This window comes from Nocardia sp. CA-151230, assembly GCF_050942175.1.
GTDB lineage: Bacteria > Actinomycetota > Actinomycetes > Mycobacteriales > Mycobacteriaceae > Nocardia.
This window is the reverse complement of the sequence record NZ_CP192061.1, coordinates 1462483-1475854: the sequence shown is the minus strand read 5'-3', so window position 1 is coordinate 1475854 and position 13372 is coordinate 1462483. Positions and strand designations below refer to the sequence as shown.

Sequence of the window (13372 nt, the reverse complement as noted above, 5' to 3'; positions counted from 1 at the left end):
ATGTGTCATCTTCGCCATCGCAGATCCAGCACGAGTCTGCCGATTCTTTTACAGGTCAGGCTGAACGGGCGAAACGGCCATGGCGGATATCAGCTGGGCGGCAGATCTGTGATTCGAATACAGCAACACTCAGCGCTGCAGCATCCAAAACGCTTGATATCTACGATATTCGGGATACTTGTACGCCGATACGCTTATTTCTGAGCAACAGTTGCTTTTTCGGTATCGGCCTTGAGCAATTCTTCTGGCTATGTGCCATCGAAGCACTCCAGTATCCTTGGTGCTACAACCACTCTTCGAGGAGGTTCCCGACCTCATGGCCCTCGAATTCACACCCTGGACCGTCCGCAGCGACAAGACGCCCGAGATGGCCGTTCGCACAACACTTTCCACCGATATCTGGGTGCTCACCTGGCTCCCGGATCGATTGCTCACCCACGAAGCGGCCTGCCGCGGCCTGGTCCTCGACGAGATCCTGAGCGATCCGAGTCCGGACGATCCCGACCAGGCCCTTGCGGTGGCCGAGCTGCTGGCCGCCGAGCTGGACCTCACCCTGCGCGAAGTCGTTGTGCTGCTGTGGGTTCGGTCCGCACAGCCAGACCTGCGCACCGAATTCACGCCGGCGCCGCCGCACCCGGCGGCCCCGCTCCACAGCTGATCAGCGAATCCGCTGACCGGCACCACCTTTCGAGATCCCGGGGAGGAGATCTCCATGACCACCGATTCCACCCTCCGATGTTCGCGCTGCGGCTGGACCAATGCGCACGATGCCGGCGCCTGCCGGGGCTGCAGGCGGCCGCTCGGGCAGGTCGCGGCGGTGCCGCTGCCGACGGCCGGGTATCGGAGGTCAAGTCTGATCGGCACGATCACCTCGCCGCCGCGACCGATGGAAATGCCTGCGCTGCAGCCCTTGTGGTTCGTGGGCACCGCGGTGGCGCTGGTCGGCGAGGGAATGCTCCCGCTTTCGCGGGCGGCGATGGCGGTGACGGCGGGAGGGGTGGCCGTCACCGCCCTGCTCGTTCACCTGGCGGCCCGGCCCCGGATCGGGCCGCTGGCCCGGCTGGCCGGACGCTGTGCGCCGGTACGCCGGTATCTCGGGATGCGGGTCGGTATCACCGATGATGCGGGGGCCCACTGGGTTCTGCATTTCCTGCCGCTGTTCGGCACCGACCTGCACCTGGGCGATCCCGCGTTCGCGGACGGTCACGAGAACCGGTTCGGCGAGTTCCGGGCGCTCACCGTCACCAATATCCGCACCGGCAACCGGCATTTCAGCCGCTGGGCGACCGGCTCGATCGCCGCCGCGACCAGCGTGGTGCTGGTCGGGCTGATACTCGGGACCGCCCCCGCCTGATCAGGCGCCCGCCCGGGCCGCCGCCGGCAGCGGCGGCACCACCGCGGGGTCGGAAAGGACTGCGCGGCGGGCGAAGCCGAGGGCGCCGGTCAGAATGCCGTTCTCGCCGAGGGCCGTCGGGGTGACCCGCAGGGCCAGCGCGGGCGCGAGGGCCCGGCGGCCGGCCAGCCGGGACTCGATGGCCGGGATCAGCCAGCGGAACCAGTCGCTCAGCAGGCCACCCAGGACCACTTCGACGGCGTCGAGGAGTGCGGTGATGGACAGGATCGCGGTGCTGAGGGCCCGGGCGGCGGTGTCGAGCGCGGCCACCGCGCGCGTATCGGCCCGGCTCAGCAGGGCCAGCAGCTCGGCCTGGGCGGCCCGCGAACCCTTGTGACGCAACAGTTCCCCGAGTCCGGCGGCCTCGAACACCGCCTCCGGGCCCGCGAAGCAGACCAAGCAGCCGCGGGCGCCGCAGACGCAGATGGGGCCGTCCATGGCGACCGGGATGTGCCCGGGTTCGCCGGCGATGCCGTGGCTGCCGGTGTGGATGCGGCCGTCGAGGACGACGCCGCCGCCGATCCCGGTACCGGCCTCGATCAGGACCAGGCCGCGCGAAACGTGCTGCAGGGCATGGAACTCGGCCAGGGCGGCCGCGTTCGCGTCATTGACCACGTCGATCCCGACGGCAGGCGCGGGCAGCCGGGCGGCCACCAGGGCGCGCAGGCGCACCGGTTCCATCCAACCGAAATCCGGTGCTACCACGACGGTTTGCGCCGCATCGTCGCGCACGGGTCCGGCCATGGCGATCACGATCCGCGCGAGTACCGGCGCGGGGTGCGGGCCCGTTTCGGTGGTGGCGAATCCGGGTAAGGACGTCTCGATGTGGGCGATGACGGTGGCGACGGCGTCCGCCATGGCCTCGGGCGTTCCGGGGGCCAGGTCGTGCGGCACGACCTGGCGGTGGAGGACGCCGCCCACGAGATCGGAGACGGCGACCCGGAGATGTTCGGAGGTGATCTGGATCGCGGCCACGACGGCGCGGCGCGGTTCCAGGCGGAGCGGCCGGCCGGGGCGGCCGCGCGTGCCGGAGCGGAGGACGTCGTCCTCGCGGAGCAGGCCGCGGTCGGTGAGATCGGCGACGAGGGCGGTGACGGAACCGTGGGCGAGTCCGGTGGCGGCGGCCACCTCGGTGCGAGGGCAGGGACCGTGGTCGGCGAGGTGACGCAGGACCAGGCCCAGATTGCGGCGGCGGATGGCGGCGGCGTCGGTGGGCGGGGGTGCGGGATCCACGGGGTCGAGACTAGGGTGTCGATTAATTATTTCAAGTGTTGACGTAAATAGTGGATCAGAGGTTGGCATGGCCGCGGAACAGATCGGACGACGGACCCTCCTGCTCGGGGCGGGGGTACTGGCCCTGACCGCGGCCTGCTCGAGCGGGAAATCCGGATCGGACCGGGCGCGCGTGGCCGACACCGTCACCACCACCTCGGGGCCCGTCCGCGGCGAGCGCCGCGACACCGGCGTCGCCTTCCTCGGCATCCCCTTCGCCCAGCCGCCGATCGGCGATCTGCGCTTCGCCGCACCCAAGAGCCCGGTCCCCTGGGTGGAGACCCATGACTGCACGAAGTACGGCCCCACCGCGCAGATCAAACAGCTGTCGGAGGTGACCGCCATCCCGGAGCCCTCCATCCCGGGCGACGGCATCCTCACCGTCAACGTCTTCACCCCGAACCCGGACCGGGCCGCGAAACTGCCGGTGCTGGTGTGGATTCACGGCGGCGGCTTCGTGGCGGGCAGCCCCGCCAGTCCGTGGTACGACGGCGCGGCCTTCAATCGCGACGGCGTGGTGCTGGTGTCGGCCGGCTATCGGCTCGGTATCGAGGGCTTCCTGCACCTGGACGACGCACCCGACAATCGCGGGGTCCTGGACTGGATCGCCGCGCTCACCTGGGTCCGCGACAATATCGGCGAGTTCGGCGGCGACCCGGCCCGGGTGACCATCGCGGGCCAGTCGGCCGGCGGCGGTGCGGTGTGGGCGCTGATGAACACCCCGTCTGCGAAAGGCCTTTTCCGCGCGGGCATTTCGGAGTCCGGCGCGGTCACGCAACCCAATGATCGCGCCACCGCGCTGGCCATGTCCCAGCTGTTCACCAAGCGCACCGGTGTCCCCGCCACCGCCGCCGCGCTGCGCGACATCAGCAAGGTGCAGTTGCATGACATGGAGGACGCGCTGCGCGCACCCGGTCCGGACAACACCACCGCCACCCTGCTCGGCCTGGCCCCCTGGGCGGACGGCACGCTGATTCCCGCGACCAGCGCCGACGTCCTGAAATCCGGTGCGGACCAGGATATTCCGCTCATGATCGGCTTCACCGCGCAGGAGTTCAACGGCGCCTCGCTCGGCGGCGAACAGCCGCCGGTCACCGACGCCACGCTGCCGGCGGCGCTGGGCGCGCTCGGTTTCGGCGCCGCCACCACCGGTGCGTTCGGCCTCGCCTACCCGGGGATGAGCGCGAATCAGCTTGCGGGACAGGCGCAGAGCGACGCCGTTATCCGGATGCCGTCCTACCGGGTGGCGGAGATGCGCGCCGGGCGCAACCAGCCGACCTGGCTCTACGAATTCACCTGGGCCTCGAATGCGCCCAAGTACCAGGGCATGTCGTTCCACTGCCTGGACGTGCCGTTCGCCTTCGACCTGTTGGGGGCGCCGGGCGTCACCGCGGTGGCGGGCGACAATCCGCCGCAGTCGCTGGCCGATGCCGTGCACCGGGCGTGGGTGTCGTTCGTCAGCAACGCGGACCCGGGTGGCGGCTGGCCCCGCTACACTCTCGACCGGCGCGAGACCATGATCTGGTCCGATGCTCCGCACGTCCAGTCCGATCCATTCGCCGCACAGCGTCCGATCTGGCTGCGCTGACCCCGGAGGCTACCGTGTAGCGAAAGCCGGAAACCGTACGCGTCGAGTCGGATAGGTGGTAGGCATGCAGGTGAACCGCTGGATCGCACCGGTCGCGGTGACCGCGACCCTGGGGCTGTCCGCGGCGCCCGCCGCCCACGCCGATCCCGGTGACACGCAGGCCGCGCTAGGCGGCGGCTCCGGTCTGGTCCTGGGACGCGCCACCAAATGCAGCCTGACCACCATCGGTTACGACGACGCCGGGCGACTGGTCGGCTTCACCGCCGGCCACTGCGCCGCGGCGGGGACCGAGGTGCGCGGTGAGCAGTTCCCCGATGCCGGAGTGGTCGGCGTGGTCCGCGACGCCGACAAGCAACTCGACTATGCCGTCATCGAATTCGATCCGTCCGTGGTCACCCCGCTGCGCGCCGTCAACGGCAGCACCATCACCGCCCTCGCCCCGGCACCACCGGCTCTGAGTATCGTCTGCCAGAACGGCCGCACCAGTGGCCACGCCTGCGGCGTCGTCTGGGCCTCCAGTCCCGTGGGCTTCCTCGAACAGGCCTGCTCCAGCTATGGGGACTCCGGCGGCCCCGTCACCAACGGCGACCAACTAGTCGGCATGGTCTCCGCCCCCTTGATCGCCGACACCCGAGTCATCCACTTCAGCTGCGCCAACGCCGACAACCCGCTCCACACCCCCGTCATCGCCGTGGCCTTCGACATCGTCCGCGCGGCCGTCGACGCCGGCAAGGGCGTCGGCAGCGGCTTCCAGCCGATCTGACCTCCGGCCTACCCGGCGAGCACGTCGAGCGCCCGGTCGATATCCGCCTCGGTGTTGTAGAAGTGGCAGGCCAGCCGCAGTCGCCCGGCCCGCAGGGCGCCGACGATGCGCGCCTCGCGCACCCGCTCCAGGGTCTGCTCCGGCACCTCGATCGACACGATCGCCGAATTGCCCTCGGGCAGGCCGAGTCCCTTGCGCAGCCGATCCGCCAGCGCCACATCGTGCCGGTGAATGGCGTCGATACCGACCCGTTCGATCAGCTCCAGGCTCCGCCGCTGCCCGATCCACGCGGGCCACACCGGCCCGACATCGAACCGGCGCGCATCCTCCGCCAGCCGCAACGGACCGTCGTAGACGGTCTCCCAGGGGTTGTACCCGGCGTACCAGCCGGCGGCGACGGGGCTCAGATCATCCAGTGCCGCAGGCGTTCCCGCGAGGAACGCGGTGCCCTTCGGACCGAGCAGCCACTTGTAGCCGACACTCACGATCCAATCGGCCCCGGTATCGTGCACCGGCAGCCAGCCGACGGCCTGGCTCACGTCGAAGAGCACCCGCGTGCCGTGGGCACGGGCGGCGGCCACGGTCGCCGCCACATCCAGCACCGCACCGTCGGCGGACTGCACCAGGGCGGCGGCCACCACATCGTCGCCGGGCCGGATTGCGTCCGGCAGGTCCGCCGGCGGCACCACCCGCACGTTCAAGTCGGTCCGGACCAGGAAAGGCCAGAGCACCGAATTGAATTCGTGCTCGGGCACCAGCACGTTCGCGCCCGGCCGCAGACTCTGCGCCACCAGCCCGACCAGTTGCGAGACCTGCGCGCCGGCCGCCACCTGGGCCGCCTCGAACCCGGTGAGCCGTCCGAACGCGGCCCGGCACGCATCGACGTGCGCGTCCACGCCGGGGATGTCGAACTCGCCGTGCATACGCTGCTCCTCGGCCGTGACCACCTCCGCCACAACCGATTTCGGTAGCAGGCCGTAACTGGCCGCATTCAGGTAAGTCGTCGTGGGCGCGAACTCCTCGCGCACCATGGCCGGGAACGAAGGCGGAGTGGTGGTCATTCCACCATCCTGCGATCCCGCCGGCGGTGCGCGAAAGGGCCAGCGGCCGGATCACTGGCTTGATCGTGAATCCGGCGACGCGGGAAAGGGGTCAGGCGGAACGGGATTCGGCCGGGGTCGGGGTGGACTGGCGGGTGGCGCGGCGGAAGCGCAGGACGCCGTCCTCCAGCGGGGCCTTGCGGAGCATGGCGCGGTCGCGGAAGTAGTTGTTGATGACCTGCCACGGGCCGCGGGTGCCCTGGCGGGGCATGACGCCGTCGCCGCGCTGGATGTAGCCCGAGGTCAGAGCGCCGCCCATGAGGGACGCCTCGGAGCGGTCGCCCTCCTCGGGGATGGCGACGACCTCGGTGAAACCGTTGTCGCGCATGTGGTTCAGCAGGCGGCAGAAGTACTCGGCGGCCAGATCGGCCTTGAGGGTCCAGGAGGCGTTGGTGTAGCCGAGGATCACCATCATGTTCGGGACGGTCCCGAGCAGTGCGCCCTTGTAGGCCACCAGGTCCCGGGTGGCGAGCGCCTCGCCGTCCACCTCCAGCTCCGCGCCGCCGAGCATCTGCACGGTGAGACCCGTTGCGCTGACGATGATGTCGGCCTCGAGCTCCTCGCCCGAGGACAGGCGGATGCCCTTCTCGGTGAAGGTCTCGATGGTGTCGGTGACGATGGACGCCTCGCCCTTGCGCAGCACCCGGAACAGATCGCCGTTGGGCACCACGCACAGGCGCTGGTCCCACGGGTTGTAGCTCGGGGTGAAGTGCTTCATGTCGATGTCCGGCCCGACCTGCGCGCGCACCGCGGCCAGCATGAGCTTGGCCGACAGCTTGGGGTTGGTGCGCGAGAGCTGGTAGCTGGCCCGCTGCAGCGCGATATTGCGCGCCCGGCCCGCCCTGTAGGCAATGGCGGCAGGCACTCTCGCGAACTTGAAGCCGACCGCGACCGGGTCGTCGGCGGGCAGCGCGGCGATGTAGGTGGGCGAGCGCTGCAGCATGGTGACGTGCGCGGCGTCATTGCTCATGGCCGGGATGAGGGTGATGGCGGTCGCGCCGCTGCCGATCACGACCACGCGCTTACCGCGGTAGTCGAGGTTCTCGGGCCAGTGCTGCGGGTGCACGATCTGCCCGCCGAAGTTCTCCTCGCCGGGAAACTGCGGCCGGTAGCCCTTGTCGTAGTCGTAGTAGCCGGTGCAGCCGACGAGGAAGTTGCTGGTGTAGGTCTCGGTCTTGCCGGTGCGCTCGTCGAGCACCTCGACGGTCCATGCGCCCTCGCCGCTGGACCAGGCGGTCTTGGTGACCTTGCGACCGAAGCGAATGTGGTCGGTGACGCCGTATTCGGCGGCGGTGTCCTCGATGTACTGGCGGATGTGGGGTCCGTTGGCGAGCACCTTGGTGCCGTGCCAGGGCCGGAAGCCGTAGCCGAAGGTGTACATGTCCGAGTCGGAGCGGATGCCGGGGTACTTGAACAGGTCCCAGGTGCCGCCGATGGCGGTCCGGCGCTCCAGAATCAGGTAGCTGCGCCCGGTCTGCTCGCGGGTCAGATGGCAGGCCATGCCGATTCCGGACAGACCCGCCCCGATGATCAGTACGTCGACATGCCGCGTCATTGAGGTTCTCGCTTCTCGTCGCGCCCGGACACCGGCGTCCGGACGCACCGAGTATTACATGTTATTTACGGTAACGTCTACTGTCGCGGGCAGCTGGGAACCGAAGTCCCCGGTCCGCGCCCGTCACCCCGGTCAGGCCGCGCGGACCTGACCCGGGCGATCCGGTTCCGATCGATAGCGGGTGGTCGCGCCGTCGATGCCCAGCGCCTTCCACACCTGCTTGGACACCGGATTCATCAGCCCGATCTTCTTGGCCAGCGACCGCACGTCACCGAAGAAGCCCGCGAAGGCCTCCTTGGAGTCGGGCAGCCCGAAGAAGACGTCCTTGCGGACCGAGCGTGGAATTCCGAATTCCCGGAAGAACGCGCGCGGCGGAACGAGGATGGCCCGGCCGCCGATCCACAGGACGATCGGAAAGGCCAGCGACAGCACGAAGCGGTCGATCGGATTCGCCTGCGGCACATGATGTTCCAGGAACTCGTGGGCGAAGGAGATGTGCCGGGCCTCCTCGGCGATGTGGATCGCCATGACACCGCGCATGATCGGATGAATGTCCTCGCCCGCGCGCAGGATCGCCTTCTGAATGTGGTCGATCGGCTCCTCGCCGGAGAGCACCGCCATGAAGAACAGGTTCGGGAAGACCGAGGCCAGCGGCGGCACCAGATAGGTGAGCTGCTCGAGTACCGGATTCATGCCCGGCACATCGATCCCGATGCGGTTCACCATCTCCTGGAACATCAGGGTGTGGTTGCACTCCTCGATGACCTCGTGGGTGCAGTACCGGAACTCCGGTGAGCCATTGGGCAGTTTGAAGGTGTGCTGCACCATGCCGCCGATGAGCAGCGTCTCGAACTGCAGCCCCACCTTGGCGATATTGGCCTGCCGCCACAGCCCGATGGCGATCTTGCGCGCCTCGGACTGCGCCTGATACCACGGATGCCGGGCGAACATATCGCCGGAAACCGGCAGGATCCACCGCTTGTCGTCGGTCTTCACCGCGAAATCGGGGTGATCCCAGTCGATATCGGTGAACGGATCGAAATTCTTGTCGACCGAGCCCTGCGAGAGCAGCATGAGCTTCTCGGCATACTGCCGGGCAAGCGCGACCGCAGGGTCGTCGGCCGTCACGGATGCTGACGTCATTGTCAGAGCCTCTCGGGAAGTGACCTAAGTATCTGTTTCCCATCGTTACACCTATGCTGGCAAGGCGTCAACAAGAGATCGGCTACGACCAGAAGCGCGGGTGCAGACCCCACTCCTCGAACTCATCGACCACCAGGTCACGCAGGCTTTCCCGGGTCGGGAAGCGGTCCGGGTCGGCGCCGGTGACGGCCAGGGTGACGGTGTCGCCGTCGCTGGACCAGGACAGGTTGAGGCCCACCTCGAGGCGGCGGAAGAGGTCGGTCTCGGCGGTGCAGACCACCGGGCGCATGAGGACCGAGCGGGCGCGGACACCGGCGATGGTGGCGACTGCCCGGCCGGTCTCGCCCAGATTGGTGCACAGGCATTCCGGGGCCTTGGCGGTGCGGGAGAAGTGGGCGAGCACGATTCTGGGCAGCATCATCTGGACCGGCTGCAGGTGTTGAAGGGCCGGGGTGGTGGCCGGGTCGGCGTAAGCGCGGGCGGCCTGTTTGATGGACGCGCGCACGCCGCGCAGGTCGGTGCGCTCGCCCTTGCGGTAGGGCACGGCGATCGGGAGGCCGGTGGTGGCATTGCCGCGGGGGTCGTCGATGCCGCGCAGGGAGTGGGGGATGTCGACGCGGACCGCCGAGTCGTCGGCGATCCGGCCGCTGCGGCCCAGAATGCCGACCGCCACGCCGACCATAAGGCCGTTGGCGGTGCCGTCGTGCGCGGCCGCGACGGAATTCCATTCGGCCGCATCGACTTCCACGACCAGGTCGGCGGCGGAGTAGCGGTCCGGCAGCGGCAGCAGGGGTGCGGCCGGGCGCGGATTGCGCTCGGGCTCGCGGACATTGCGGGACTTGACGGCGGCACGGATGCCCCGAGCGGCCGCGCGCAGCTGGCCGAGGGCGTCGGCTAGATGGGAGCGCAGCAGCCCGGTCGGCGGAATCGATCCCACGAAGCGTCCCGAACTGGTGGCGGTATTCGGCGTTTCCTCGGCGTCGAGGCGCTCGAGCGCGTCGCCCACCGCATAGAGCACCGCGCCGCCGTCCGCGCCCACGTGCGAGGTGACCAGGGAGAGCAGGGTGCCGCCCGTGGTGGTGGGGGCGGCCGACAGCCGCCACACCCGCCCGGTGACCGGATCGAACTCCACGCGGCTCTGGTCGGAGAACCAATCCAGCACGCCCGCTTCCGGAACCGGATCTTCCTGCACCGCGAGCGGTTCCGCGGTGCACGCCGACACCCACCGGGGCCGGGCGAAGGGCACCGATGTGGTCATCACCCGCCGAGCCAGGAATCCGTGTGCGAGGTGGGCGTGAAACCGTTCCAGCACAGCCGGATCCAGCGCCTCGTCGAAGCGCCAGGCCAGCTGATTGACCAGTGCGTTGCCGTAGAGGCCGTGCAGTTTCAGGAACAGGTCGTCGTCGGCGGTGAGCCGGTTCAGGACGACGGTCATGACGGTCTCCGGATCAGCGGGCACGCAGGGTGCGAACGGTCAAGGGCGCGAACACGATCGCGACGACCAGCGCGGCGCCCACCGACCAGGCGAAGTCGGCGCCGACCGAGCCGGAGTCCGCGAGGGTGCGCACGGCGGCCACCAGATGCGAGACGGGGTTGTAGTCGGAGACGTGGCGCAGCCAGGCGGGCATGGCCGCCACCGGCACCAGGGCATTGGAGGCGAAGCTGGCGAACGTCAGCACCAGCATCGACATGCCCTGCACCGCGGCGGGTTCGGCCACCGTCACGCCGATGAAGGCGAACAGCCAGCTCATGGCCGTGGTGGCGAACACCACCAGGGCCGCGCCCAGGATCAGGCCCAGCGGATGGTCCGGGCGGTAGCCCATGCCGAAGCCGACCAGCAGCACCATGAGGGCGGCGATCACGTAGCGGGTCGCGCCCGCCAGCAGTCCCCCGGCCACCGGCGCGAAACGCGCGATGGGCATGGAGACCAAGCGGTCGAAGACGCCGGAGCGGATGTCCTCGGAGAGCTGGACCCCCATGGCCACCGACGAGGTGAGCACGATCTGCACCAGCACGCCGGGAATCAGCGTGGGCAGGTAGGCGTCCAGGCTGCCCGCGATGGCCCTGCCGAAGACACTGCCGAACAGCAGCGGGCCCACGATGGGCAGCAGCACCGCGTCGTAGAGCAGCTGGGGGCTGTGCCGGAAGGTCAGCAGACCCCGCTGCGCCATCACCAGGGATTGGACCAGCGCGGCCCGGATACCGACATGGGTGATGCGCGGCTGCCGGGCGATGCGGGCGGTGGGGTGCAGCAGCACCGGGGTGTCGGAGAGGACGGTCATGCGGTCCGCCTTTCGGCCGGAGGCGAGGTGCGGGCCGGGCGCTGGGTGAGCGCCAGGAACACCGAGTTGAGGTCGGGGCGTTCGACCCCGAAGCCGCGCAGGCGGATTCCGCTGTCGCGGCATGCGGTGACGATGTCGGCGGCGGTGCCGATATCGCTGAGCGGCACCGTCAGGGTGGCGTGATTGTCGCCGTGCGGCGGTGTGGTTCCGGTGAGGCGTTCGACGGTGGCGTCGGCGAGTGGCCGTTGCCCCGGATCGGCCAGGTCGATGCGCAGCATCTGTGCACCGATGGAGGACTTCAGCTCACCCGCCGTGCCCTCGGCCACCACGGTGCCGTGATCGATGACGGCGATCCGGTCGGCGAGGGCGTCGGCCTCCTCGAGGTACTGCGTGGTGAGCAGGATCGTCGCGCCCCGTCCGACCAGCCCCCGGACCACAGACCACATGCGCTCCCGGGTGTGCGGGTCCAGGCCGGTGGTGGGCTCGTCCAGAAAGATCAAGGGCGGCACCGTGATCAGCGTCGCCGCCAGATCCAGCCGCCGTCGCATGCCCCCGGAGAACGACCCGACCCGCCGCTGCGCGGCCTCGGTCAGCTCGAACTCCGCCAGCAGTTGCGCCGCCCGATCCTGCGCCGCCCGCCGGCTCAGCCCGAGCAGCCGGCCGAACAGTCGCAGGTTCTCCCAGGCGGTGAGGTTCTCGTCCACGGCCGCGTACTGCCCGGTGAGCCCGATCATCGACCGCACCGCCGTGGCCTGCCCGGCCACGTCGTAGCCGAAAACCGTTGCCGTGCCGCGGGTCGGCCGCAGCAGCGTGGCCAGCATGCGCACGGTGGTCGTCTTCCCCGCCCCGTTCGGGCCGAGCAGCGCGAACACCGTGCCCGCGGCGACGCTCAGGTCGACCGCGTCCACCGCTGTCATGGACCCGAAACTCTTACCCAGCCCGCGCGTTTCGATGGCGATCTCCGTGCTCACCGCACACCTCCGATCATTGTCGAAACACCGTCGACTGCACCCGCTGGAGGCGATTCCGGCTCCAGCGCAAGGGATTCGATGACATCGGCGGCCCGCTGGATCCCGTCGTCGCGGAAGCGCGCCCCATGAGCGGCCGCCCGCAACACCACCCCCGGCTCGGTCGCCCGAATCAGCAACCGCTCCAGCCGATTCGCACTCAACCCGGCGAACTGCGCCGTCGCTCCCAACCCGAGCGCCTCCACCTGCCTGCCCCAGTACGGCTGATCCGCCTGCACCGAGCAGATCACCGACGGCACCCCCGCCCGCAGCGCCGCCGCAGTCGTACCCGCCCCGCCGTGATGCACCGCCGCGGCACACCGCGGCAGCACCGCACGGTGATCGACCTGCTCGACCACCGCGAGGTCTCCGATGATCCGTCCCCGGAACTGCCTCCCCACCAACAGCAGTCGCAGCCCGAGCCGTCGGCACGCCTCCCGCACCATCGCCTCGGTGGCGACCGGATCGGTCACCGGCATCGACCCGAATCCGGCGTACACCGGCGCAGGCCCCGCGATCAGCCACTCCCCCAGCTCCCCGCCGATCCCGGCGCCACCGTCGGTCACGACCGGGAATCCGGTGAAGGGCACCGCCCCGAGTTCATCGGCCAGACCGGGAAAGAGTGCCGGGTCGTAGGCCTGAATGGCCATGTACGCCGGTACTTCCCCAGAGCCGGCTGACATCGCCGAGGTCCCGGCGTCGTCGCGCAGGGCCGCGATTTCGGGGGCCAGCGCCCAGGCGCGAGCGGCGGTCAGAGCCTTCCAGCCCAGACGATTGACCGCGGCCGGAACATGACCGCCTCCGGGTGTGGGAAGGACCGCAACCGACCGATTCGGGCGGATAGGGAAGAAGTGCATCGCCGCCAGCGGAATGCGGTGCTGCCGAGCAACCTCGGCGGCCACCTCCTCGCACGCCATCCCGCTCACAAGGACCTCGTCGTCCCCCGCGAGAGCGAGCAGATCATGCGCGGCCTCGGCGAAACCCCGCCGCTGCAGTTCCAGCACCGCGCGCACCCGCTGCACCGGATTCACGTGCCGGAAGCGCCGGTCATCCCGCTGAGCCCGCAACAGCTCGTCACTGTCGTTTCCGAACGGCACGGCCGAAACCCCGTGCCGCTCAGCGAACTCGACCAGATTCGGCGACACGGCCACGGTCACCTCGTGCCCCCGACCCGCCAGCTCCCGCCCGAGCAGCACCCCCGGCTGCGCATCACCCCGGCTACCAGCGAAGGCGAGCAACACCTTCATCTCGAACCCCCGATCCGATCCA

Annotated in this window: 12 protein-coding genes; 4 read left to right on the top strand and 8 right to left on the bottom strand. The window is 69.6% G+C overall.

Annotated features, from left to right (window positions below):
• The first annotated feature begins 280 nt into the window (after positions 1 to 280).
• On the top strand, positions 281 to 658 hold the full coding sequence (locus tag ACQP1O_RS06525) for a hypothetical protein (RefSeq protein WP_433564965.1): 378 nt from the start codon (positions 281 to 283) through the stop codon (positions 656 to 658).
• 54 nt (positions 659 to 712) lie between these two features.
• Entirely contained in the window at positions 713 to 1354 is a 642-nt protein-coding gene (locus ACQP1O_RS06520) for a hypothetical protein (RefSeq protein WP_433564964.1), read from the top strand.
• On the opposite strand, the gene ACQP1O_RS06515 is transcribed toward ACQP1O_RS06520, so the two are convergent.
• A complete protein-coding gene (locus tag ACQP1O_RS06515; RefSeq protein WP_433564963.1) occupies positions 1355 to 2626 on the bottom strand; it encodes an ROK family transcriptional regulator in 1272 nt (423 codons plus the stop codon).
• Positions 2627 to 2693: 67 nt separating this feature from the next.
• Between ACQP1O_RS06515 and ACQP1O_RS06510 the strand changes: the two genes are divergently transcribed.
• Together ACQP1O_RS06510 and ACQP1O_RS06505 are read left to right on the top strand one after the other, a co-directional pair.
• Positions 2694 to 4253: a carboxylesterase/lipase family protein gene (locus ACQP1O_RS06510; RefSeq protein WP_433564962.1), complete on the top strand. Its 1560-nt coding sequence runs from the start codon at positions 2694 to 2696 to the stop codon at positions 4251 to 4253.
• Positions 4254 to 4317: 64 nt separating this feature from the next.
• Complete coding sequence (locus tag ACQP1O_RS06505; protein ID WP_433564961.1) at positions 4318 to 5016, top strand: hypothetical protein; 699 nt, start codon at positions 4318 to 4320, stop codon at positions 5014 to 5016.
• 8 nt (positions 5017 to 5024) lie between these two features.
• Here the strand turns inward: ACQP1O_RS06505 and ACQP1O_RS06500 are convergent, their stop codons facing one another.
• The 7 genes from ACQP1O_RS06500 to ACQP1O_RS06470 form a co-directional block, all read right to left on the bottom strand.
• Positions 5025 to 6077 (bottom strand): aminotransferase class V-fold PLP-dependent enzyme, encoded by a 1053-nt coding sequence (locus ACQP1O_RS06500; protein ID WP_433564960.1) that lies wholly within the window; start codon positions 6075 to 6077, stop codon positions 5025 to 5027.
• A gap of 91 nt (positions 6078 to 6168) precedes the next feature.
• Entirely contained in the window at positions 6169 to 7671 is a 1503-nt protein-coding gene (locus tag ACQP1O_RS06495) for a flavin-containing monooxygenase (protein ID WP_433564959.1), read from the bottom strand.
• A gap of 132 nt (positions 7672 to 7803) precedes the next feature.
• Positions 7804 to 8814, bottom strand: a complete 1011-nt coding sequence (locus ACQP1O_RS06490; protein ID WP_433564958.1) for an AurF N-oxygenase family protein — start codon at positions 8812 to 8814, stop codon at positions 7804 to 7806.
• Between the two features lie 82 nt (positions 8815 to 8896).
• Complete coding sequence (locus tag ACQP1O_RS06485) at positions 8897 to 10249, bottom strand: hypothetical protein (RefSeq protein ID WP_433564957.1); 1353 nt, start codon at positions 10247 to 10249, stop codon at positions 8897 to 8899.
• A 13-nt stretch (positions 10250 to 10262) separates the two neighbouring features.
• Entirely contained in the window at positions 10263 to 11096 is an 834-nt protein-coding gene (locus ACQP1O_RS06480) for an ABC transporter permease (protein ID WP_433564956.1), read from the bottom strand.
• Complete coding sequence (locus ACQP1O_RS06475; RefSeq protein WP_433564955.1) at positions 11093 to 12067, bottom strand: ATP-binding cassette domain-containing protein; 975 nt, start codon at positions 12065 to 12067, stop codon at positions 11093 to 11095. Before ACQP1O_RS06475 ends, ACQP1O_RS06480 begins: the two co-directional genes overlap by 4 nt.
• Complete coding sequence (locus ACQP1O_RS06470; RefSeq protein ID WP_433564954.1) at positions 12064 to 13350, bottom strand: glycosyltransferase; 1287 nt, start codon at positions 13348 to 13350, stop codon at positions 12064 to 12066. Before ACQP1O_RS06470 ends, ACQP1O_RS06475 begins: the two co-directional genes overlap by 4 nt.
• Positions 13351 to 13372 lie beyond the last annotated feature (22 nt).